This is a genomic window from Pseudoalteromonas sp. MSK9-3, from assembly GCF_003590335.1.
Lineage (GTDB): Bacteria > Pseudomonadota > Gammaproteobacteria > Enterobacterales > Alteromonadaceae > Pseudoalteromonas.
In genome coordinates this window covers 1-21,957 of sequence record NZ_MIET01000029.1, presented here as the reverse complement: position 1 = coordinate 21,957, position 21,957 = coordinate 1, and the positions used below count along the sequence as shown (strand labels likewise).

The window sequence follows — 21,957 nt, the reverse complement described above, 5'->3', positions numbered from 1 at the left end:
GGGGAGTATCATACGAAGTATCCGAGTAATTTAGTCAAGTAATAGTCACAGTTATGATAACCATTTCAGAAACAGCTCAATCCCATTTTGCTAAACTGCTTTCCGATCAAGCAGAAAAGACCAATATCCGCGTGTTTGTGGTAAACCCAGGTACGTCACAGGCAGAGTGTGGGGTCTCTTATTGCCCAGCAGATGCCGTAGAAGAAAGCGATATTCGCTTACCATTTAATGGCTTCGATGCCGTTGTCGATGCTGAAAGCGCACCGTTTTTAGAAGAAGCAGAAATTGATTTCGTCACAGATAAGATGGGAACTCAACTGACGCTAAAAGCACCGAATGCCAAAGCGAAAAAGCTCAGTAAAAATGCTGATTTAAACGAACGTGTTGAGCATATGTTGGTATCAGAAGTAAACCCGCAACTTGCCAATCACGGCGGTCAAGTTAGCTTGGTTGAGATCACAGCGGAAGGTGTTGCAATCTTACAATTTGGTGGCGGGTGTAATGGCTGCTCAATGATTGATGTCACCCTCAAAGAAGGGATCGAAAAAGAAATGGTGGCTAAGTTTGATGAAATCACTGGAGTACGTGATATTACTGAACACCAAGCTGGCGATCACTCATACTACTAAACGCTCGATGTTAAAATCCGTCATTTATAAATTGGGCCAGCACCCCAAGCTCAGCCTTAAACGCTTTTTTATTGGTTTAGGGCTATTCGCACTGAGTTTAGTCGCCATTGCCTATGGTTATTACCACCATGCTTGGGTACAGCTTATTGGGTTGGGGCTACTCGCCCCAGCGCTTTTTTTTTCCGGCTGGGGCTATGTTGGCATATTTGCTAACCGCTTTTCCCAAGTCATTGTAACAATGCACCCTGATGACAGATCTGCCGATAACGATAAAACAAAGTAGCACCACGCATTGCCATAAAGCAGCTCATTGCGAACCATAAGCCATGATTACCCCACTCTAATGTCAGCACGACTGGTGTAAAAAAACCAAGCACAACCGCAATAAACATTGAGTTACGCATTTCCTTAGCCCGAGTCAAGCCCACAAATACACCGTCAAATAAAAAACAGCCCATAGCAATAACTGGGAGCACTATTAGCCAAGGTAAATACAGACTTGCCTCAGTGATAACTTCAGGGATATTTGTCAGTAAAGTAATTATTGATGACCCTAATAAGGCAAAAAAGGCACAGTAACCCAAAGCAAATACCGCCCCCCAAAAAACACTGACATTAACCCACAATCTAACTTGTGCAGGATCACCTTCCCCTTTAGCTGCGCCTACTTTCGCTTCTGCTGCATAGGCAATACCATCTAATGCAAAACTGACCAACATCAGAAAATTTAACAACACCGCGTTGGCTGCAAGTGTCACTTCCCCTAAACGTGCACCGTAAAAGGTCATAAAGCTAAAGCACAACTGTAATAACAAAGATCGAATGAAAATATCACGGTTTAAAGTTAATAACCGCGCAACACTATCTCTTGATGGAAACTGAATGTTCCAAATAACGCCATAACGTCTAAATAATTTTTTGACTAAATAAATGGCCAGGATCAACGCACTATAATCAGCAATTACAGAAGCGCTCGCCGCGCCAGCAACCCCTAAGTCAAGCACTAACACAAAGACAACATCAAGTACGATATTCACCAAATTAGTAAATAGCACCAGGTAAAAGGGTCCTTTGCCATAATGCATACCCAGCATCAAACCCAGCAGCACTAAATTGCCTAAAGCAGCTGGTGCACTCCAAATACGAATAGAAAAGTAAGTACTCGCTTGCACCATAACTTGCTCAGATGATTGAGATAAGGAAGCTATCACCGAAAGTAACGTCGGACTCAGTGCAATTAAAGTTAATGCGAATAGCAAAGACAACAGTAAACTACTGACTAGCAATTGCTTAATTCTATCAAAGTCTTTGGCACCAAACGCCTGAGCTATTACGCCAGTGGTACTCATACGCAAAAAACTGGCTAGCCAAAATAATACCGCAATACTGCTAGAACCTAATGCTATACCAGCTAAATAATGTGCACTTGATAGGTGACCAATCACAGCAGTATCAACCAGCCCTAGTAACGGCACTGAAATATTTGATAAAATCATTGGTCCCGCAAGTAGGAGTAAAGCGAAGTGGTAGGACTTATGTTTGCTAAAAAAATGACCCATATTATTTGGTTGGCCTTAGTATTAATGACACACAATGTATTTGCAGCCGTGATCTTACAGTATCATCACGTGAGCGAAAAGCTGCCTGCCGTAACCTCGGTAAGTAGCGAGACATTTAAGTCTCATTTGCAGTATTTAAAAACCAACAACTTTAATGTTGTCCCTCTCGACACGCTATTAAATCATCTTAAGGAGGGAAAAACAGTCAATGCCAATACCGTGGCGATCACCTTTGATGATGGCTACGATAACAATATTACCGATGCAGCCCCGATCCTTGAAGCTTTTAATTATCCCTATACAATTTTCGTTAACCCACAACTCATCGACGAGCAACAAAGCTATGTTATGACATGGGATCAATTAAGAACTCTCGCTAAACGTGGTGCACTCATCGCAAACCACAGTGCTAAGCATGATTATCTGCACAAACGCTTACAAGGTGAAAGCCAAGCACAATGGTATCGCCGCATTAGTCACGACATTACTTGGTCAGAGCAGCGAATTCACAAAGAAATAGGTCACCATGCGAAATTATTGGCCTACCCTTATGGCGAGTTTAACAATGCCTTACAGCGCCTGGTGTCTGATTTGGGGTATACCGGTATCGGGCAACACTCTGGGGCGGTTGGGGTGACATCAGACTTTACCCGTCTGCCTCGCTTCCCTGCATCAGGTATTTATAGCAATTTAAATACTCTAAAAACCAAAATACACGCTCACCCGTTTGCTATCGACACCGTAAAATATAGTGATTCAGTCACCACGCAAACACAACCCAATGTGACCCTCAGTTTTGCCGAAAAGCCTTTTCAGAATACGCAATTTGCATGCTTTGTATCCGGCGTTGGAGCGGCTACATTGAAGTGGATAAATGACAGCACCGTATCTGTCACTTCACCTAAAAAACTACCCGTAGGTCGCTCTAGATATAACTGCACGGCACCCGTGAAAAGTCTACCAGGTACGTATTACTGGTACTCTCAGCCATGGGTTGTCATACAAAACTCACTGGCTGATAACTAAATTCCCAGCAATTTAAACTTTACGACATGGCTTTGCCACGGAAGACAATAAAGTTTGAGTTACTTTACTCAAAGGGATCACTTTTTGTGCAGCATCTAGCTGCACAGCCGCTCTCGGCATACCCCAAACAACACAACTTTTTTCATCCTGCGCAGCGGTCTTAGCTCCGCTTTGACGCAGTTTTAACATGCCTTTTGCACCATCACTGCCCATACCAGTTAAGAGCACAGCGCTGACTGATTTAGCCATAGGTACTAAAGAATCAAACAACACATCTACCGCAGGCTTATGCCTATTTACAGGGGCTGTGTCATCTAGTTCACACACAGTAAGTGAGCCGCGTTTTACAATTTTTAAGTGTTTATCACCTGGTGCAATGAATACTTGACCCGATGCTAATACATCACCATGTTCAGCCTCTTTTACCGCAACAATACAACAGCGATCCATGCGTTGAGCAAATGAAGCACTAAACACTGGGGGAATATGCTGTGTAATAACAGTTGGCGGCGCATGCTTTGGAAATGTCATGAGTACTTCTTTAATTGCTTCCGTTCCACCAGTCGATGCACCAATTGCGATAATGGCATTACGGTCAAACTGTTCTGCCTCTCCCTGTATCTGAGATGATGCATTTACTGCAGACTTAAAAGCGCGGATCCGCGCTTGCGATGCCACTCTTATTTTCTCTTGTAGCATATACGCATACGCTTGCAGTTGATCTGCTACATTTACCGTAGGTTTTGCAATAAAATCAATCGCACCAATCTCCAAAGCCTCTAATGTAGCTGGTGAGCCCTGCTGTGTTAGCGTCGAGATCATCACCACGGGCATAGGCCTTAACCGCATTAAATTGCGTAAAAAACTTAGCCCATCCATTTTCGGCATTTCTATATCGAGGGTTAACACATCAGGGTTAAGTGTTTTTATCATTTCTCTTGCTTGATAAGGGTCTTCAGCACATCCCACTACGGTAATGTCGCGCGCTTGTTGCAAAACTTCGGTTAATATCCCTCTAATGAGAGGAGAATCATCAATCACTAATACTTTTATCATGGTGCCCCCTAAAAGAGTTCTATATTGGTTTTCGCATCTTGTGCTTCAATATCATGTAAGTAACGAACTTCACGTTTTTCAATCGTATCGTTGTGCATTTGACGTAACTTTTTAACCTGTGCTTTACCAGTCTGAGGGTTAAAAACTACTTTACGCGGCCATGGTCCCCCTACATCATGAGAGACCAATTCCAAGGCCTCATCTTGGATATAAGCATTAGCAAAACGGATATTGCCAATGCCAATATCAGTCATCGAACGAATGATTTTTCCACCACCAAACAACTTTATTTTTAGATTATGTCTACACGCGCCATTTTTGAGTAACTCATTTATCAAATATTCCATTGCCCAATTTCCATATCTACAATTCAAGTCATCTGCATTAATGTCTTCCATGCCCTTAACTCCGGGTAACATAAAGTGATTCATCCCACCAAGACCCAGTTGTTCGTCATAAATACACGCCGCAATGCATGAGCCCAATACCGTTGAAATCAGCTCATTGTGTTTAGACACATAAAACTCACCTGGTAAAACCTTTGCAACAACCATAGAGCGACTTGAATCCCAAAACCGTTTTACGTGTTCAAATCCACTTATTACCGGTTTAAATTCATTATTCATTATTCATTTTCTTATACATAGTCTTGCCTAGGTTCTTGAATTCACTATGCTCTTTTCCCATAGTTTCAGAATGCCCAATGAATAAATGCCCATCCTGTGCTAACATTCGATGGTAACCTTTAAATAAATTGTCTTTTGTTTTTTTATCAAAATAAATCAGTACATTACGACAAAATATAACGTCAAACGGTCCTTTCATTGGCCACTTCTCAAGTAAATTTAGGCGCTTAAACGAAATCATTTGTTGTAATTGAGGCTTCACCCGATACGCGTTGCCATCTGCACTTTTTAAAAAGAACTGCTTTAACTGAGCTGGGCTAAGCCCTGTAATCGTCACCGGTTCATAAATGCCTTGCTGTGCTTTTGCCAATACATTTGAGTCCAAGTCAGTCGCCAGAATTTTTACATCCCAAGAGGCAGGAAAACGCCCGACTAATGTCATTGCAATACTGTAAGGTTCCTCACCGGTGGAGCAGCCAGCAGACCAAATTCGAACCCGTTTAGACGTCTTATTGGACTCTAATAAGGCAGGAATTATCGTGTCACTCACATGTTCGAAGTGATGGTTTTCGCGAAAAAAAGACGTTAAGTTTGTCGTAATTGCATTTATAAAGTGGCTAAATTCAGCGTCGCTATGTGTATCTAAATAATCCAAATAAGCCGCAAAAGACGTTAGCTCATTCGTACGTATACGCCGTGCTAGACGCGAGTACACCATTTCCCTTTTATGCGGGCCAAGCACAATGCCACATGCTTGGTATACCCGCTCCGAAATTACTTTAAAATCAGTATCTGTAAATGCAAACTCTCGCATCCTTCACTCTCCATAATATTACAGAGAGGAAAAAGCCATACTACTGTTAAAACTCTTCCCACTCTTCTGAACCATCAGAAAATTGATTTCCCGTTGCAACAGGGCTGGCAGATGCAGAAGGGGCTGACAATTCCATACGCTCTGTAGGCTGTGGCGTGCGAGTTGCCAATGTTCGCTGTGCTTGGCTTGCTTGCGCAGGCGACTCTGAATTCGAGACCTGCATATTTTCACTTAATGAAAAGAAATTAAGTAACCGCTTCATATCGTTGGCTTGTTCTGACATTGACTCACCAGCAGCTGAAGCTTCTTCCACTAACGCAGCATTTTGTTGCGTCATTTCATCCATTTGCGCCACAGCTTTATTTACTTGTTCAATCCCCGAACTTTGTTCAACTGACGCTTCCGCTATATCAGAAATCATTTGTGTTACACGTTTAACTGACGCCACAATATCTTTGAGTGTTTCGCCTGACTCATTCACTAAAATCGTGCCATCTTCTACTTTACCAACACTGTCACGGATCAAGTCTTTTATTTCTTTTGCTGCGCCAGCAGAACGCTGTGCAAGATTACGAACCTCACCTGCAACGACCGCAAAGCCACGACCTTGCTCCCCAGCCCTTGCCGCTTCAACGGCTGCATTCAATGCTAGCAAATTAGTTTGGAAAGCAATTTCATCAATCACACCTATAATGTCGGATATTTTTTTACTCGATTCGTTAATAGCCGACATACTAGAGACTGCTCTATTTACCACTTCACCACCCAGCATGGCTTTATCACAGGTTTCTTCAGCCAGCCCGTTAGCAATTTTTGCATTATCCGCATTTTGCCTTACGGTACTTGTCATCTCTTCCATACTAGACGCAGTTTCTTCTAAAGACGAAGCTTGCTCTTCTGTTCTTTGACTTAGATCAGTATTTCCTTGCGATATTTCTTCGGCCCCACTGGCCACCAAAGACGCTGACGAATTTATTCTATTAAGCACTTCAGTTAACTTATTCGCCGTCGCATTCGCATCTTGTTTTAGCTTATCAAATGCTCCTTGGTATTCTGTTGTAACCCTACGAGTAAGATCTCCATTCGCAAGTCCATCTAACATCTGTGCAGTATCAGACACAGCACCGTCAACAATACTGACTAGTTCGTTTAAGCCTTGTGTTAGGCGTAAGTAAAACCCTTCTTTATTCGCTTCTTGCAGTCGTACACTCAAATCACCTTGCCCTGCAGACATAACAAGTTCATTCACCTCAGACTCAATAGCGACTTCGGCGGTACGGTCTGACCATTCAACAACGGTGCCTATCCGTACGCCGTCACCATCGATGATCGGATTGGCAACTAAACCAAATGTTCTACCACCGACCAAGATTTCTGTTTTATATACCGATGTGAGTCGCTCTAACATACTGCGTTGATGTGACGGGTCTTTATGGAATATATCGATATTTGCGCCTAATAACGCTCGGCTATCAAAATGCGGTAAGTCTTTTTTAATATCACCTTCTGCATTACTCATCATTTGCACAACCGACTTATTCATATACACAATGTTATGCTCATGATTCGCAATCATGGTGTTGGTGGCAACATTATCAAGCGCACGTTTCACACGTAAATTCTCATTCGCTTGTTCTTGCTCTTTTCGCTCTCTCACCAGTCGCTTGGTCTTATCATCCCATTCGACAACGGTCCCTAAACGCTCATTATTGTCACCGTATACGGGCGTTGCGATCAGCCCAAACGTAAACCCAGCGACCTGAATATCAGTCTTGTACGTTTGGGTTAATTTAGCCAACAAATGTCTTTGGTGACTGGGGTTAACATGGAAAACATCAATACACTCTCCGATTAAGTTGTTCGCATCAAAGTTGGGCAGTGACGTTTTGAGTTGCGCTTGATTTGCACTGAGCATTTCTAAGACTGAATGATTAGCATAGACAATATTTAAATCTGGATCGGCTAACATCACATTCGCTTGGCATACATCTAATGCACTAGAGATTCTTGCGTTATGTGCCGACAATTTCTGCTGTTTTTGTTCAGCCTCTAACTTAGCGGTAATATCTTTCCACTCCACCAGCGTAGCGATCCGTTCATTGTCACCATTAAATACCGGTGTAGCGATTAACTCAAACGTTAGCCCAGCCACTTTTATCGTGGTTGTATACACCTGAGTTAACGTGCTTAACAAGCCTCGTTGGTGAGCTGGGTTTTTATGAAAAGCATCAATATTTCGACCGACCAAATCATCAACATTAAAACCTGGTAAATCATCCCTCAGTTTAATTTGATTCTCTCTGAACATACGGGTCACAGAGTCATTCAAATATGTAATGTTCAAATCCGCATCGGCTACCATAATGTTTGCTTGGCACACCTGTAATGCCCGAAGTAACCCATCTAGATGACTTTGTTCAGCACGAGTTTGATTGTCAGATTGCATATGCAAAGCTTGCTTTAACTGCGGATAATAACTGAAATCTACCTGGGCTATCGCATCGAGTTCATCCACTTTAAGCTGTGGCATCAACAATTCAACACAATCTAATCTGGCGGCATAATGACTTAAATTTTGCTTTAAATATAAAACCCCTAGTAAGGTCACGACGATAGGCAATAACATGAGTAAGCTCGTGAGTAATGACAACTCAATCCCAATAAACTTAAATGCCAAAGCAATACAGGCCACTTGAGCGATACCAACATAAATTAGCTTATTGCTTATCGCACTTTGTAGGTTATGACTACTCATATCTTCTCCAGTTTACCCATGATGCATATAATTTGCGCTTAAATCTAACACCCTAGCCAAATTTAATAACACGACCATTTTTTCACCCACATTCACCAAACCATGCACATACTGCGCATTATCTGAATCTTGAAAGTCAGGCACATCTTTCGCAGTTTCCTCAGAAATACTATAAACATCAGAAACAGCATCTACGACTAGCCCCATCACTTTATGCTGTTCTTTAATCTCAACAGACACCACTATTACAACCGTCAAAGGACTGTAAGCGACACTATCAATACCAAACCTTAGCCGTAAATCCACAATGGGGACTATGGTGCCCCGTAAATTAATAGCACCTTTAACAAAGGTTGGCGCGTTCGGGATCACCGTGGCATCTTCCCATCCTCGAATTTCCTGCACCGCTAAAATATCCATGCCATATTCTTCACCAGCCATCATGAACGTGAGATATTGATTTTCGTCTTGCTGCCCACCTAATATCAATTGCTGATTTAGCTCTGCTTGCTTACTCATCATGCAACCTCTATCGCTTTAGCTTCAACTAACAGCTCTTGAGAGCCAGGGCGCTTGAGGCCACTGAGCTTTATAAGACCGCTTATATCAATGATCAACGATACCCGCCCATCACCCAAAATTGTCGCGCCAGAAATGCCATCCACCTTTTGATAATTCGCTTCTAAGCTTTTGATCACCACTTGCTGCTGTGCCAGTAAATCATCAACCAGTAAACCAACTTTATGATTATCACTTTCGACAACCACTAGCAGCGTTTTGTCGAGCTCTTCTATTGCTCCTTGGTGGGTAAAGATGTCGTAAAGTCTTAAGATAGGAATATATTCATCTCGCAGCCGCAGCACATCTAGGTCTTTGCCTACTCTGCTCACTTTAGTAATATCAATCTGTAACGATTCGACAATTGAAATCAAAGGAATAATATAGGTATGCTGCGCAACTTTAACTAATTGACCATCCAGTATTGCCAATGTTAATGGCAAACGAATAGTAAACGTAGAGCCAACCCCAGGTGCAGAGGACACTTCCACCGAACCGTTTAGTGCCTGAATATTACGTCGTACAACGTCCATCCCTACGCCACGCCCTGAAATATCACTCACTTCATCGGCGGTTGAAAAACCCGGCATAAAAATAAGCTCATTAATTTCATCGGCAGTTAGTTCATCTCCAGGCTGTACCAACCCATTAGCAATGGCTTTTTCTTTTATTCTCTGTGTATTGAGCCCTTGTCCATCATCCATAATCTCAATCACAATGTTGCCACCTTGGTGAAAAGCGTTAAGCGTAACAATACCTACAGGGTCTTTACCTGCAGCAACACGTTCTTCCGGAGTTTCTAAACCATGATCCAATGAGTTCCTAACCAAGTGCACCATAGGATCTGAAATTTTCTCCATCACAGTTTTATCTAACTCGGTTTGCTCTCCAACTAGTTTAAGTTCAACTTGCTTATTTAACTTTTGTGATATGTCTCTCACTAACCTTGGGAACCGACTAAATACAAAACTGATAGGGAGCATTCTGATCCGCATGACATTTTCTTGTAAATCACGCGTATTATGCGCCAACTGCGCAAGCCCTTCTTGTAAAGAAGTAATTGTAGTTTCGCTTATCTCTTGCTCGCCAATTTGACTAAGCATTGCTTGCGTTATGACCAGCTCGCCAACCATATTGATCAAAGAGTCAACTTTATCAATTCCAACCCGAATTGATGTTGTGCTTTGCTCAGCAGGCTTTTTAGTTTCGACTTTTTTTACAGAGGTTGCTGCCTTTGGAGCAGGTGAGGAAGAAGGCACGCTAGCCGCCGTATTAGCGCTTGAACTCTCTTCGGTTAAATTTATACCACTGCGCCCTTCAGATTCAAACAGTCCGCCACACACAGTAATTTCAATATGCGCATCATCTTCTACCCATTCAAATATTTCTTTGATTGCGCTTTCAGGGCGAGCTGTTGTTAAGAAAAACCGCCAACTTAAAAAGCACTCATCTGGGCTTAAATTTTCAAAGTCAGGGATCGCATCATAAAATACATTGGTTTCTAATTCCCCAAGCTCTGCCAATTCACTGATCATATAGAGTGGTTCGTTACCCGTTTTAAACAAATGGGGATGGGGTTTAAAATCGATTTGAAAGGTAGATTCGCTTTCTACTTGCACAGTTTCTTGTATATTTTGACTGTCAGAACCTTCACTCATACCAAGAATAACTTCAAACTTTTGTCGCAAATCATTCGCATCGCTCAGATCTGGTGTCTGTTCTGCTTGAAGTGCACTTAAGAGGGCTCGTAAACAATCAACTGACTTCAATAATAAATTAACATGTTCTGCGGTAAGCTGACGCTGCCCGTCTCTTATCTGATCTAATAACGTCTCAAGCACATGCGTAAAATCGGAAACAGACGTGAAACCAAATGTACCACTGCCGCCTTTAATAGAGTGCGCAGCTCTGAAAATGGTATTGATTGTTTCCGAGTCTTCGGTGCCTGGCTCTAAGTTCAGCAGCTCAGCTTCCATTGCGTCTAATCCTTCAAAGCTTTCCTCAAAGAAAACCTCAAAAAATTGGCTTAAATCAATACTCATAAGGCACTCCTAGCTCAACGAATAACCTTTTTCAACACGGCGAGTAACTGCTCAGGATTAAAGGGTTTAACAATCCAACCCGTTGCGCCTGCGGCTTTGCCTTCTGTTTTCTTATCTAAACCAGATTCAGTCGTCAGCATCAATAATGGGGTAAACTTGTAATTGGGTAATGAACGCAATTCACGGATCAGGGTAATCCCATCCATCACCGGCATATTTACATCAGAAATGACTGCATCAAACCCTTGCTGTTTTGCAATTGCCAATGCTTCACTGCCATCCTTTGCCTCAGTGACATCAAACCCTGCCTTTTTTAATGTAAACCCGACCATTTGTCGCATAGATGCTGAATCGTCTACAGCCAAAATCTTTTTCATACAGACCTCTTAATTAACGCTATCTAGGGCTAAAAACTTTACTAGACCTAACTCATCAACCGCATTACGAAACGCAGTACTTTGCCCATGCCAAACTATTTGATGATTAATATTCAGAAGATGCTTTTGTAATGCACATAGCAATTGTATTGAGGCAGTATCTGCTCTACTTACCTCCGATATATCAATACAAATATCATGCTCCACATGCAGTTCTTGACGAAGCTGTTGATGTAAATCTTCAACTTGACTGATTGTCAATTCGGGTGAAAGCTTTAACATGTGCGCAGCACTGTCCTTGTAAATTTTATATTTATAAATTTAGCTTAGACGTAGATATAAAAAATGCCATAAAACTTAAGACAAAAAAGGTAAAAATAATTAGCGTGTTAGAGGTTAATTCGAAAGAAAATAACCAGCTAATCTAAAGTGTAAATACCAGCAGGCGGGTCACTAAATTGCGATTATTTTAAAATCGCGTACCAAGGTAGTAATGTCGATTAGCGGGATTTCATTTGCCGTATATTTTGCTTTAAAAATAGCAGCCAATTCACCTCGAGGGTTAATTAAAGCCACAGAAGCGCTATGGTCAACATAATACTCTTGCTCCGTACTGTTATTGATCGCATATATCAGCCCAATATCTCGGACAAATGGAAATAACTGAGCATGTGGACCACTTAATGCTTTAAACTCATGATTAAAGTAATTGATGTACGCTTGACGCTTGGCGGGTGTATCTCGTTGCGGATCAACAGACACAAACCATACTGATATTGGGTAATCTTTTTCGAGTTGCTGATAAACTTGTGATAATTTAACCAATGTCATCGGGCATATATCTGGGCAGCTGGTGTAGCCCAAAAAAAGAAGCGTCCATTGGTCATGTAAGCTTTGTTCAGTTGTTATTTCGCCATTCTCATCATTTAATGCAAACGGCTTAATTATTTTAGGATTTTGATACTGTACCACTAGATCCGATATTTGCGGCTCTTCAGCGCACCCTAGCATCAAGTACATAATAGAAATCAATAAAAAAGAGCGCATTAAACAATCCATTTATCAGCAAAAAGAGCGATAAAGAGTAACAGTAAATGGCTAATTGAAAAACGAAAAAGTGCCATCGCTTTCTCATCAGAAGGCCAAAAATACAAACTTAAGCTCTTTATGATAAACCAAATATTCAAAATGCTTGAACACACTAAATAAAACCAACCTGACATTGATATCAGATAAGGCACAACACAAATGAGAGCCAAAATAACGGTATACACAATCATGCAAATCTGAGTAAATTCAATACCATGCGTCACTGGTAACATCGGAACATTGGCGCGTTTGTAGTCGTTTCGACGAGCAATGGCAAGCGCCCAAAAATGAGGGGGGGTCCAAGCAAAAATAATCATCACCAATAATAGTGGTTCGGCATCAAGTTGACCTGTTTCACTCACCCAACCCAATAATGGCGGCATAGCGCCAGCTAACCCACCAATAACAATATTTTGTGGCGTTGCTCGTTTAAGAAATAATGTATAAACAACCGCATACCCAAGTAATGCCATAAAAGTAAGTACCGTACATAAAACATTACTCCAAACAAGCAATACGGATATGCCTGCCACCGTCAACACACACGCAAACACCAAAGCATGCCTCACTGATAAACGTTCGGTTGCTACAGGTCGATGTCGTGTTCGCGCCATTTTTTGATCTATCTCTCTATCGACCACATGATTAATCGCCGCCGCCGCTGCCGCCAAACTCCCAATTCCAATCAGGCTCATAATCTGCGCAAACCATGTTCTTTCAGTCTCTGGCGCAAGAGCTATTCCAACCCAAGCGGTGATCACAAGCATTAACACTACTTTTGCTTTACAAATAGCAATATAGTTACGCGTTATACTCCATAAAGAAACTGGGGCAATGTGATTTATTGATAGTGTTTTCATAGAGCCTCCTGACATCGATATTTTATTAAAAAGCAAAGTCTAACCATACTCACCAGTAGCATCGCGGCCATAAAATTATGAAAGAGAGTTAATAACAAAGGAAATTGTAAATGCACAATGGCTGAGCCAACAGTTAACTGAATGAGCAAGAGAATAACCACCCATAACACTGCACTTTTAAACGTTTTACTCACTGCGACTCGATAGAGCTTCCATGCCATTGCAAAAATGGCTAACGCAGTAACGAGTGCCCACAGCCTATGAACAAAGTGTATCGACAGCCTAGTATCAAATGGTAGTACGCCATATTCATAGTTTTCTTTACCCAGAGGTAAATGAAACAAGCTCTCTAAAGAAAACAGCTCTATATTGTTACACACAGGAAGGCCAGTGCAGTGAGGAGCAGCATAATTCGCGGCAACCCACCCTCCAAACGCAATTTGTATACTCAAGATCACCAAGACCCCAAGCGCCAAATTAAAATAGTGAGATACTCGATCCTCAAGCCGTTCTTGGCTATTCGTCACTCTAAAATACATTAATGACAAGAGTGCTAAGATACTAAAGCCGCCGAGTAAGTGCCCCATTACAACGAACGGCTGTAAATTCAGTGTCACAGTCCACATACCTAAAGCGCCCTGAAACACAATCAATACAGCAAGAAGAACCACCAATCTCACAGGTAGCACACTTTGCTTTTTATTACGTACAGCAATAATACAAAGAAACGCGATAAGTAACCCCAAACAACCAGCAAAATAGCGATGCACCATTTCTATCCACGCTTTCTTTGGCTCTAATTGGCTATCTGGAAACAATGACTCAGCAAGTAAAACATCTGTCGCATGTGTAGGCACCGAGATAAAACCATAACAACCAGGCCAATCTGGGCAACCAAGTCCTGAGTTACTCAAACGTGTATATGCACCTAAAGTGACCACAAGTGCAGCCAGCAAACAACTAAACAATGCAATTCTTCTATAGTTCATCATCCTGCCCCTTAGCTACTACGCGCATAGTTAAGTAATTTCTTTAAATCTTTCAACATTCCCTTGTGACGCATTCTATTTTCCTGAACATCCAAGCTCGGTTGGTATTCAAGTACGACTAATCCTCTATGATCAATCAAATATAAATTACCTGGTTCTAAGTTCTGCTGATTTGGATAGCTCACTGTATTTCCAGACTTAAACTCCCTGCCAAATACAGCTAAATTGACACGCCTTTGGTTCTTGCCCAAAGCAGTATGGATATTAGATAAATCGTTCAACTGCCGCTCACATGTTGCTTGGCAATAAACTGGGGCATTTAAAGCAATAGTCCACAAAACGCCCGGCGTTTGCTGCCAATCAGAAATCGTAACTTCTTCATCAACAAATTTGCCGCTATTTGTTGCACTTTGCGGTAACCAATTAAAAGAAAGTGCAGTGTATGCAAGTATGAGAGGTACCCCACAACACAAGAGGAATAACCACATAGGTTTATTTTTCATCATCACTACAGCTCCTTTCTTTGGTATAAAAAGTACCCTATAACTGCCGCCGATAGCCCTATGAGTAACCACTGTAATGCATAAGCGCGATGTTTTTGCGGCGACATTACAACGGCTTTATAATGAGGCATTGCCACAGTTATCGTGTTATCGAGTTGATAAGTTACAAACGGATAAATAGTGAGACCCGTTAGTGTTGTAAAGTAGGATAAATCTAAGTATTGCAGCAGATTATGAGAGTTCGCATTCATTGCTGGCTCAGAGGCTAGCGTGAACCCTTTAATATCTTTACTTTTGATTTGTAGCTCAAGCTCAACGTCTTCTTCAGGCAAGCGTATACTCGGTAGCGTTCGCAGTGCTGGTGCGGCGATAAAGCCTAGATTCACCAACAGTACATCATCTAACCGATTTGCTTGAAACAGGGTGATCAGGTCATATCCCGGTCTCCCTTCAACTATTTTATTGTCTAAAAACCATACTTGATCAGTCAGAAAAGCCCCTGACACTTTGAACTTAGCACTATGGATAGTATCGATTGAATCAGCAAATACCGACTCTAGGCTTGCCGTTTCTTGCGTCAAAATAATCCCTTCTTGACCGAGCAAAAGTGCTTTATTCTCAGCTCGTTGCCATTGCCACATCGCCAATAGTAAACACACGGTAACAATGACAAAAACAGCCATAATTGCCAAAAGTGAACTAAGCTTGTATTTACTTACTTCTCGCATATAGGCTCCTAAATGTTGATCAAATTTATTATCGTTTTTTTATTGTTATTTATCTTATTCAACTTATTTAGAGCGCTTTACTTAATGGTTTCTAATAACCAATCAGGCAAACCAATGTCACATTATTTGGGCCGCAGAGTACTTTACTCTGCCTTGGTCATTGCGCTTATTTTAACCAGCGCATTTCTTGGATTTATTCCCCTCAATAGCAGCCATGTCATTACAAAACATACACAAATACAAACAAACACAGCCAAACAACATCTACAAAATGCCAGTACCACGCAGCCGCCTGAAAAGCAAAGTGCTGCTTTGAGTCCAAATGCCCTTTGAAAATACGTAGGAGCACAATAAGTAGCATTAGAGTTCCTAGCGTTACATGCATGCCATGAAAGCCTGTTAGTAAATAAAAAGTGTTACCATAAAGGCCGGACTGTAACGTTAAATTTAAATCGTTGTAGGCATGTCTGTATTCTTCAACCTGCAAACCCAAAAACACAACCCCCAACAAAACAGTTAGGCTTAAAAACATTTTCAGCTTTAAACGTTCATCACGCTCCATAGCCACATGTGCAAAATGCATTGTCACTGAAGACGTTAATAAAATAATGGTATTAATTAGTGGTAAACCCTGCCATCCCATAGCATTAGTCGTATCACCGCCTGGTGTTGTCAGGAGCGGCCAAACAGCTTCAAAATTTGGCCAAAGCACTTCGTAAGTCATAGCATTATTACTAGCACCACCTAACCATGGCACCGATAGCACTCTGGCGTAAAATAGCGCGCCAAAAAATGCCAAAAAAAACATAACCTCAGAAAAAATAAACCAACTCATGCCTTGCCGAAACGAGCGATCCATTTGCGCTGAATACAATCCTTTTTGAGACTCTTCAATCACATGTTTGAACCAACCAAATAACATGTATATCAAAATACCAATACCACCATACAAAATGTAGCTGCCACTTGAAGCTGTAGAATCAACTTGCATCACCGTTAAGCCCGCACCTACAGCAATGAAGAACATGGCGACTGCGCCTATGATTGGCCATTGGCTCTGCTCTGGCACAAAGTAGTTTTCATATTTTTGTTCCACGACTTTCTCCTAACTTGCCCCGATGTTTGCGGTAGCAGCATTTATATTGGCTTGTACTGAATCACTGATATCGAATACGGTATATGACAGGGTTAATTCTTTAACATCAGCAGGCAGCTCAGTATCTACATAAAACAACAGCTTGAATTCAAGTTGTTCACTGGGAGCAAACGCTTGTTTATCAAAACAAAAGCAAGCCATTTTATGCAAATACTTGGCAGCTTTCCCTGGTGATACCGACGGGACAGCTTGCATCACTCGCGCACTACCACTTAAATTTTGAGCAAAAAATGTGACTTCTGTCATTTCACCTGGTTTCACTTGCACCATGTATTGCTGCGATTTCACAGCAAAAGGGGCACTTTGTTGAGCGTGAGTTGTAAAACTCACATCAACCGTTCTTGAATTAATGACTGCTTGGCTTTGTTCGGCCGCTTCCATGCTTGGTTTACCATTAAGTCCAGTTACATCACAAAAAACGTCGTAAAGGGGTACCAATGCGAAAGCAAAAGCAAACATTGCGACAGCACTCAATAGCAACTTCTTTAACAACGCATGGTGTTCCATTACTTAACCTCTGGCGGTGTGCTAAACGTATGATACGGGGCAGGAGAAGCAACCTCCCACTCCAGACCTTCAGCTCCATCCCAAACCTTGTTTGGAACCGATTCACCACCACGGGCACATTTATAAACCACTACCACAAATAACAACTGCGATAACCCAAAAGCAAAACCGCCAATACTGATAATTGCGTTAAAGTCAGCAAACTGCAAAGCATAATCAGGAATTCGGCGCGGCATGCCCGCAAGGCCAACAAAGTGCATAGGGAAAAATAAAATATTCACACTCACTAGCGACAACCAAAAGTGCCATTTAGCCAAAGTGATATTAAACATATGCCCTGTCCATTTAGGCAGCCAATAATACGCACCCGCCATAATTGAAAAGACAGCGCCTGTGACCAAAACATAGTGAAAGTGTGCCACCACGAAATACGTATCATGATATTGGAAATCGGCAGGGGTAATAGCCAACATCAACCCAGAAAAGCCGCCTAGGGTGAACAACACAATAAAAGCGATAGAAAACAACATGGGGATCTCAAAGGTTATGGAGCCTCGCCACATCGTCGCCACCCAGTTAAAGACTTTAACTCCAGTAGGCACCGATATCAGCATCGTCGCATACATAAAAAAGAGTTCACCGGCCAATGGCATACCCGTCGTAAACATATGATGTGCCCATACAACGAAAGACAACAATGCAATCGAAGAGGTAGCATAGACCATAGAGGCATAGCCAAATAGTTTTTTGCGAGAAAAGGTAGGGACAATAGTTGAAATGATACCAAAAGCCGGCAAAATCATGATGTATACCTCTGGATGTCCGAAGAACCAGAATATATGTTGAAACATCACGGGGTCTCCCCCTCCGGCGGCATCGAAAAAGCTGGTGCCAAAATATTTGTCAGTTAATACCATCGTCACCGCGCCGGCCAGTACGGGCATCACGGCAATTAATAGAAAAGCAGTGATCAACCACGTCCATACAAACAACGGAAGTTTCATCCAAGTCATGCCCGGCGCCCTAAGATTCACGATGGTCACAATCACGTTAATTGCACCCATTATTGAACTGATCCCCATAATATGGACTGCAAATACAAATAAGGCAGTGTTATCGTTACTGTAAGTAGTGGATAAAGGTGCATAAAATGTCCAGCCAAAAGCAGGACCCCCTCCTTCCATGAATAACGACATGAGCAAGATTGAAAACGCGAATGGTAAAATCCAAAAACTCCAATTGTTCATTCTAGGCAATGCCATATCTGGTGCACCTATCATCATAGGTATCATCCAGTTGGCCAACCCAGTAAAGGCTGGCATAACAGCACCAAAAACCATGATTAAGCCATGTACAGTTGTCATCTGATTGAAGAAGTGTGGGTCGACTAGCTGTAACCCGGGCTGAAATAACTCTGCGCGGATCACCATTGCCATAGCTCCGCCAACAATAAACATCGTTAAAGAAAATATTAAATACAGTGAACCGATGTCTTTATGATTTGTTGTATATAACCAGCGTTTAAACCCTTTCGGAGTATGATGATGTTCGTGATTTTGTTCTTGAGAATCAACCAATGTACTCATTGCTCTTTCTCCTTAGTCGCGTCTATTTCTGCTTGTATTTGACTAGGTTGAATTACTTCACCAGTATTATTACCCCAGCTATTACGCTTGTAGGTGATCACACCGGCAATTTGTTTAATTGACAGCTGTTTACCAAAGGCTTGCATCGCAGTCCCGGGCCGGCCATTCAGTAAAATGTCAATGTGTGGCTTCAAATCACCTTGAACTAGCGCACTCCCCTTCATCGCAGGAAACACGCCTGGTAAGCCTAGCCCTGTAGGCTGATGACATGCTGCGCAGTACCCCATATAAACCTGTTCACCTACAGCCATTAACTCCTCTTTAGTCAATGTTTTGTCTAATAATGCCGCACTGGCTTCTGCCTGCTGTTGCTTTTCCTTTTTCGCCTCAGTAAGCCATAATTCAAATGCCTCTGGAGATCTGGCATCAACAACAATTGGCATAAAGCCATGATCTTTGCCACATAGTTCAGCACACTGACCACGGTAAATGCCAACTTCATTAACATTGGTCCAAGCCTCATTAATGAAACCAGGGTTAGCATCTTTTTTAACGGCGAAATCAGGCACCCACCATGAGTGAATCACATCATCTGACGTCATCAAAAACCGCACTTTTTTTCCAGTCGGAATAACCAATGCCCTATCCACTTCGAGTAAGTAATGCTCACCCTTCGCTTCTTGATCATTCATTTGTTCACGGGGTGTCGACAGGACAGAATAAAAATCTACATCATGTCCCATATATTCATAGTGCCACTTCCATTGTGATCCCGTCACTTTGATAGTGAGATCTGCCTTACTTGCATCTTCCATCGCAATTAATGTCTTCGTTGCAGGGATAGCCATAACGACTAAAATGATGAATGGAATCGCCGTCCAGAGAATTTCTACTTTCGTACTTTCGTGGAATTGGGCAGCAATCGCGCCCTTGGATTTTCGGTGGTGAATAAGCGCCCAAAACATCACCGCGAAAACGATGACGCCAATGACACAACAAATCAGAAATATCGTCATATGGAGTTGGTAGACATTTTGACTAATGTCTGTAACTCCTTTACGCATATTGTAATCGCTGTTACTTGCTGCCCCAAAAGACATAAACAAGACAAATAAGCTTACAACAGCATGGTATGCTTTCATGTGACGCCCCTTTATTTTGCGCTAGCAAATGACCCTTTCACTAAAATTACGCATCATGTTTTTATTATCGGATGACTGTCATGAGCTACGACCTTGGTCGAACACTACACTGCGTGACTATTAACCAATTAGTCAATAATTGAACAATTAGCAAGTTTTGGGGTGTTTTTAAACGAATTGGGGGGAAGTTCTTGAATTTAGGTAAGTGAATTTAGGTATGTTAAAAATGAAAAGGGCAAATTCATGCGTGAACTTGCCCTTTAACTATATGAAGTTGCGCCTAATCAGGATAATTACATCCAGTTACCATTTCTGATCACACCGACAGCTAAGCCTTCTATCGCAAACGACTCATGTTCTAAGTCTACTTCGATTGCTGAAAACTCTTCATTTTCGGCATGCAGAAAAACACGCTTACCTGCTTTTTCTAACCGTTTAACTGTGACATCTTCTTCGACACGGGCAACAACAACTTGCCCATTTTCTGCGACTTGAGTACGGTGTACAGCTAACAAATCTCCGTCGATGATCCCAATATCTCTCATACTCATACCGTTTACACGCAATAAATAATCAGCAGCAGGTTTAAATAATGAAGCATCTACCTGACAGTGGCTTTCAATATGTTGCTCAGCCAAAATAGGCTCGCCAGCAGCCACACGACCAATCAAAGGTAAGCCTAATTGTTCGGGTTCTTCTTCTGCAGGTAAACGGATCCCTCTGCTAGCACCAGGTACCATCTCGATGACACCTTTTTTTGCTAAGGCTTTCAAGTGCTCTTCAGCTGCATTAGCACTTTTAAACCCTAACGCATCTGCAATTTCTGCTCGCGTTGGGGGCATACCCGTATCTTTAATAAAAACTTTAACTAGTTCAAATACTTGTTCTTGTCGCTTTGTCAGAGGTCGCATACAACTGGTTTTCCATACAGTACATTTACTGTGAGTATATACAGTTACATAAAAATCGCAAACGTTTCACACATAAAACTATATTTATAACAAAGTACCTGTTGATGCTATTCTGCTTATGTCGCTACCTTGAACCGGGCTGGCCTTAATAGAAAATACATTTTGAAGTAACTAAAAACCTGTGATCATAACAACGGTAAGCATGAGTGTCTTGGATCCTGACCTGCGTCAGGAAGACAACAAGGTGAGCGTAATCAAAACTCAGTCCCTAAATAAAAACTCAGCCCCTAAATAAAAACCTCCATCTCCCTGAATTCATTTCAGGGTCCATTACCCTTCACTGTTCTTTAATGACGGCCTGAAACACCCTTTCTAAATCCGCTTATCCAAGCCCCAGATAGCAAAAAACCCGTTGCATTTCTGCAACGGGTTTTCTTAATAGGAGCCTGGCAATGTTCTACTTTCACATGGCAACTGCCACACTATCATCGACGCTGTTTCGTTTCACTTCTGAGTTCGGCATGGGGTCAGGTGGGTCCAAAACGCTATTATCACCAAGCAAATTCTTTGCTTTGTTTTTATTTTTATTTTTATATATTTTCTAAATTAGGTGCCTGGCAATGTTCTACTTTCACATGGCAACTGCCACACTATCATCGACGCTGTTTCGTTTCACTTCTGAGTTCGGCATGGGGTCAGGTGGGTCCAAAACGCTATTGTCACCAAGCAAATCTGGTGTGTTAACTCGCTACTGCAAGCCAACTAAATCTGGAATTCTGATAAATATTAGTCAATCTATGACCAATTCTTGTAAAACGCTACTTTAGTAAACACTAACTTCTGTCGCTTAAAAAACCACTTTGGCGTTGTATGGTTAAGCCTCACGGGTAATTAGTACTGGTTAGCTTAACATGTCACCATGCTTCCACACCCAGCCTATCAACGTTGTAGTCTCCAACGGCCCTTCAGAGAGCTTATAGCTCTAGTGAGAACTCATCTCGAGGCCTGCTTCGCGCTTAGATGCTTTCAGCGCTTATCAGTTCC

The 21,957-nt window shown here is 41.9% G+C and carries 23 protein-coding genes and 3 rRNA genes; 4 read left to right on the top strand and 22 right to left on the bottom strand.

Annotation, left to right across the window (positions count from 1 at the left end; all coding sequences use genetic code 11):
- The first annotated feature begins 53 nt into the window (after positions 1-53).
- Together nfuA and BGP78_RS12885 are read left to right on the top strand one after the other, a co-directional pair.
- Entirely contained in the window at positions 54-629 is a 576-nt protein-coding gene (gene nfuA / locus BGP78_RS12890) for a Fe-S biogenesis protein NfuA (RefSeq protein ID WP_119861748.1), read from the top strand.
- A 7-nt stretch (positions 630-636) separates the two neighbouring features.
- Positions 637-912, top strand: a complete 276-nt coding sequence (locus tag BGP78_RS12885) for a hypothetical protein (protein ID WP_119861747.1) — start codon at positions 637-639, stop codon at positions 910-912.
- On the opposite strand, the gene BGP78_RS12880 is transcribed toward BGP78_RS12885, so the two are convergent.
- Positions 857-2,125: an MATE family efflux transporter gene (locus tag BGP78_RS12880; RefSeq protein ID WP_119861746.1), complete on the bottom strand. Its 1,269-nt coding sequence runs from the start codon at positions 2,123-2,125 to the stop codon at positions 857-859. The two genes, BGP78_RS12885 and BGP78_RS12880, sit on opposite strands and share 56 nt — an antisense overlap.
- Before the next feature lie 39 nt (positions 2,126-2,164).
- Between BGP78_RS12880 and BGP78_RS12875 the strand changes: the two genes are divergently transcribed.
- Positions 2,165-3,214 (top strand): polysaccharide deacetylase family protein, encoded by a 1,050-nt coding sequence (locus BGP78_RS12875; RefSeq protein ID WP_119861745.1) that lies wholly within the window; start codon positions 2,165-2,167, stop codon positions 3,212-3,214.
- 12 nt (positions 3,215-3,226) lie between these two features.
- Here the strand turns inward: BGP78_RS12875 and BGP78_RS12870 are convergent, their stop codons facing one another.
- The 13 genes from BGP78_RS12870 to BGP78_RS12810 all read right to left on the bottom strand — a co-directional run bounded on the left by BGP78_RS12870 (position 3,227) and on the right by BGP78_RS12810 (position 15,611).
- A complete protein-coding gene (locus BGP78_RS12870; protein ID WP_119861744.1) occupies positions 3,227-4,270 on the bottom strand; it encodes a chemotaxis response regulator protein-glutamate methylesterase in 1,044 nt (347 codons plus the stop codon).
- Between the two features lie 8 nt (positions 4,271-4,278).
- On the bottom strand, positions 4,279-4,896 hold the full coding sequence (cheD, locus tag BGP78_RS12865) for a chemoreceptor glutamine deamidase CheD (RefSeq protein WP_119861743.1): 618 nt from the start codon (positions 4,894-4,896) through the stop codon (positions 4,279-4,281).
- Positions 4,889-5,710 carry a protein-glutamate O-methyltransferase CheR gene (locus BGP78_RS12860; protein ID WP_119861742.1) on the bottom strand — a complete coding sequence of 274 codons (822 nt, stop codon included), beginning with the start codon at positions 5,708-5,710 and terminating at the stop codon, positions 4,889-4,891. Before BGP78_RS12860 ends, cheD begins: the two co-directional genes overlap by 8 nt.
- A 46-nt stretch (positions 5,711-5,756) precedes the next feature.
- Entirely contained in the window at positions 5,757-8,465 is a 2,709-nt protein-coding gene (locus BGP78_RS12855; protein WP_119861741.1) for a methyl-accepting chemotaxis protein, read from the bottom strand.
- A 12-nt stretch (positions 8,466-8,477) separates the two neighbouring features.
- On the bottom strand, positions 8,478-8,987 hold the full coding sequence (locus BGP78_RS12850) for a chemotaxis protein CheW (protein WP_119861740.1): 510 nt from the start codon (positions 8,985-8,987) through the stop codon (positions 8,478-8,480).
- Positions 8,984-11,065, bottom strand: a complete 2,082-nt coding sequence (locus tag BGP78_RS12845; protein WP_119861739.1) for a chemotaxis protein CheA — start codon at positions 11,063-11,065, stop codon at positions 8,984-8,986. Before BGP78_RS12845 ends, BGP78_RS12850 begins: the two co-directional genes overlap by 4 nt.
- 14 nt (positions 11,066-11,079) lie before the next feature.
- Positions 11,080-11,442: a response regulator gene (locus tag BGP78_RS12840; protein WP_010366363.1), complete on the bottom strand. Its 363-nt coding sequence runs from the start codon at positions 11,440-11,442 to the stop codon at positions 11,080-11,082.
- Between the two features lie 9 nt (positions 11,443-11,451).
- The gene (locus BGP78_RS12835; protein ID WP_119861738.1) at positions 11,452-11,724 is read right to left on the bottom strand and encodes a lipid asymmetry maintenance protein MlaB; all 273 of its coding nucleotides are present in this window, start codon (positions 11,722-11,724) and stop codon (positions 11,452-11,454) included.
- Positions 11,725-11,895: 171 nt separating this feature from the next.
- Entirely contained in the window at positions 11,896-12,489 is a 594-nt protein-coding gene (locus BGP78_RS12830) for an SCO family protein (protein WP_119861737.1), read from the bottom strand.
- On the bottom strand, positions 12,489-13,391 hold the full coding sequence (gene cyoE, locus BGP78_RS12825; RefSeq protein ID WP_119861736.1) for a heme o synthase: 903 nt from the start codon (positions 13,389-13,391) through the stop codon (positions 12,489-12,491). Before cyoE ends, BGP78_RS12830 begins: the two co-directional genes overlap by 1 nt.
- Positions 13,388-14,380 carry a COX15/CtaA family protein gene (locus BGP78_RS12820; RefSeq protein WP_404936045.1) on the bottom strand — a complete coding sequence of 331 codons (993 nt, stop codon included), beginning with the start codon at positions 14,378-14,380 and terminating at the stop codon, positions 13,388-13,390. The genes cyoE and BGP78_RS12820 overlap by 4 nt, the downstream gene beginning before the upstream one ends.
- Before the next feature lie 11 nt (positions 14,381-14,391).
- Positions 14,392-14,883: a transmembrane cytochrome oxidase associated protein gene (locus BGP78_RS12815; protein WP_119861786.1), complete on the bottom strand. Its 492-nt coding sequence runs from the start codon at positions 14,881-14,883 to the stop codon at positions 14,392-14,394.
- Between the two features lie 5 nt (positions 14,884-14,888).
- Entirely contained in the window at positions 14,889-15,611 is a 723-nt protein-coding gene (locus tag BGP78_RS12810) for an SURF1 family protein (RefSeq protein WP_119861734.1), read from the bottom strand.
- Between the two features lie 12 nt (positions 15,612-15,623).
- Here BGP78_RS12810 and BGP78_RS12805 point away from each other — a divergent pair, with 12 nt between their 5' ends.
- The gene (locus BGP78_RS12805) at positions 15,624-15,944 is read left to right on the top strand and encodes a DUF2909 domain-containing protein (protein WP_119861733.1); all 321 of its coding nucleotides are present in this window, start codon (positions 15,624-15,626) and stop codon (positions 15,942-15,944) included.
- Here BGP78_RS12805 and BGP78_RS12800 read toward each other — a convergent pair.
- The 8 genes from BGP78_RS12800 to BGP78_RS12765 all read right to left on the bottom strand — a co-directional run.
- Positions 15,832-16,707 (bottom strand): cytochrome c oxidase subunit 3, encoded by an 876-nt coding sequence (locus BGP78_RS12800; protein ID WP_119861732.1) that lies wholly within the window; start codon positions 16,705-16,707, stop codon positions 15,832-15,834. The two genes, BGP78_RS12805 and BGP78_RS12800, sit on opposite strands and share 113 nt — an antisense overlap.
- Before the next feature lie 9 nt (positions 16,708-16,716).
- A complete protein-coding gene (locus BGP78_RS12795) occupies positions 16,717-17,274 on the bottom strand; it encodes a cytochrome c oxidase assembly protein (protein ID WP_119861731.1) in 558 nt (185 codons plus the stop codon).
- Positions 17,274-18,860, bottom strand: a complete 1,587-nt coding sequence (ctaD, locus tag BGP78_RS12790; protein ID WP_119861730.1) for a cytochrome c oxidase subunit I — start codon at positions 18,858-18,860, stop codon at positions 17,274-17,276. Before ctaD ends, BGP78_RS12795 begins: the two co-directional genes overlap by 1 nt.
- Positions 18,857-19,960 carry a cytochrome c oxidase subunit II gene (gene coxB, locus BGP78_RS12785; protein ID WP_404936044.1) on the bottom strand — a complete coding sequence of 368 codons (1,104 nt, stop codon included), beginning with the start codon at positions 19,958-19,960 and terminating at the stop codon, positions 18,857-18,859. Before coxB ends, ctaD begins: the two co-directional genes overlap by 4 nt.
- A 335-nt stretch (positions 19,961-20,295) precedes the next feature.
- Positions 20,296-20,913: a transcriptional repressor LexA gene (gene lexA, locus BGP78_RS12780; RefSeq protein ID WP_119861728.1), complete on the bottom strand. Its 618-nt coding sequence runs from the start codon at positions 20,911-20,913 to the stop codon at positions 20,296-20,298.
- 444 nt (positions 20,914-21,357) lie between these two features.
- Positions 21,358-21,472 (bottom strand): 5S ribosomal RNA (gene rrf / locus BGP78_RS12775).
- A 53-nt stretch (positions 21,473-21,525) separates the two neighbouring features.
- A 5S ribosomal RNA gene (gene rrf, locus BGP78_RS12770) occupies positions 21,526-21,640 on the bottom strand.
- A gap of 143 nt (positions 21,641-21,783) precedes the next feature.
- Positions 21,784-21,957, bottom strand: a 23S ribosomal RNA gene (locus BGP78_RS12765); the annotation flags it as partial.

Excerpts from the sequence above, each read along its gene's own strand:
- nfuA (WP_119861748.1), top strand. The coding sequence starts at position 54 with ATGATAACCATTTCAGAAACAGCTCAATCCCATTTTGCTAAACTGCTT.
- BGP78_RS12885 (WP_119861747.1), top strand. The coding sequence starts at position 637 with ATGTTAAAATCCGTCATTTATAAATTGGGCCAGCACCCCAAGCTCAGC.
- BGP78_RS12880 (WP_119861746.1), bottom strand. The coding sequence starts at position 2,125 with ATGATTTTATCAAATATTTCAGTGCCGTTACTAGGGCTGGTTGATACT.
- BGP78_RS12875 (WP_119861745.1), top strand. The coding sequence starts at position 2,165 with ATGTTTGCTAAAAAAATGACCCATATTATTTGGTTGGCCTTAGTATTA.
- BGP78_RS12870 (WP_119861744.1), bottom strand. The coding sequence starts at position 4,270 with ATGATAAAAGTATTAGTGATTGATGATTCTCCTCTCATTAGAGGGATA.
- cheD (WP_119861743.1), bottom strand. The coding sequence starts at position 4,896 with ATGAATAATGAATTTAAACCGGTAATAAGTGGATTTGAACACGTAAAA.
- BGP78_RS12860 (WP_119861742.1), bottom strand. The coding sequence starts at position 5,710 with ATGCGAGAGTTTGCATTTACAGATACTGATTTTAAAGTAATTTCGGAG.
- BGP78_RS12855 (WP_119861741.1), bottom strand. The coding sequence starts at position 8,465 with ATGAGTAGTCATAACCTACAAAGTGCGATAAGCAATAAGCTAATTTAT.
- BGP78_RS12850 (WP_119861740.1), bottom strand. The coding sequence starts at position 8,987 with ATGATGAGTAAGCAAGCAGAGCTAAATCAGCAATTGATATTAGGTGGG.
- BGP78_RS12845 (WP_119861739.1), bottom strand. The coding sequence starts at position 11,065 with ATGAGTATTGATTTAAGCCAATTTTTTGAGGTTTTCTTTGAGGAAAGC.
- BGP78_RS12840 (WP_010366363.1), bottom strand. The coding sequence starts at position 11,442 with ATGAAAAAGATTTTGGCTGTAGACGATTCAGCATCTATGCGACAAATG.
- BGP78_RS12835 (WP_119861738.1), bottom strand. The coding sequence starts at position 11,724 with ATGTTAAAGCTTTCACCCGAATTGACAATCAGTCAAGTTGAAGATTTA.
- BGP78_RS12830 (WP_119861737.1), bottom strand. The coding sequence starts at position 12,489 with ATGCGCTCTTTTTTATTGATTTCTATTATGTACTTGATGCTAGGGTGC.
- cyoE (WP_119861736.1), bottom strand. The coding sequence starts at position 13,391 with ATGAAAACACTATCAATAAATCACATTGCCCCAGTTTCTTTATGGAGT.
- BGP78_RS12820 (WP_404936045.1), bottom strand. The coding sequence starts at position 14,380 with ATGAACTATAGAAGAATTGCATTGTTTAGTTGTTTGCTGGCTGCACTT.
- BGP78_RS12815 (WP_119861786.1), bottom strand. The coding sequence starts at position 14,883 with ATGAAAAATAAACCTATGTGGTTATTCCTCTTGTGTTGTGGGGTACCT.
- BGP78_RS12810 (WP_119861734.1), bottom strand. The coding sequence starts at position 15,611 with ATGCGAGAAGTAAGTAAATACAAGCTTAGTTCACTTTTGGCAATTATG.
- BGP78_RS12805 (WP_119861733.1), top strand. The coding sequence starts at position 15,624 with ATGTTGATCAAATTTATTATCGTTTTTTTATTGTTATTTATCTTATTC.
- BGP78_RS12795 (WP_119861731.1), bottom strand. The coding sequence starts at position 17,274 with ATGGAACACCATGCGTTGTTAAAGAAGTTGCTATTGAGTGCTGTCGCA.
- ctaD (WP_119861730.1), bottom strand. The coding sequence starts at position 18,860 with ATGAGTACATTGGTTGATTCTCAAGAACAAAATCACGAACATCATCAT.
- coxB (WP_404936044.1), bottom strand. The coding sequence starts at position 19,960 with ATGTCTTTTGGGGCAGCAAGTAACAGCGATTACAATATGCGTAAAGGA.
- lexA (WP_119861728.1), bottom strand. The coding sequence starts at position 20,913 with ATGCGACCTCTGACAAAGCGACAAGAACAAGTATTTGAACTAGTTAAA.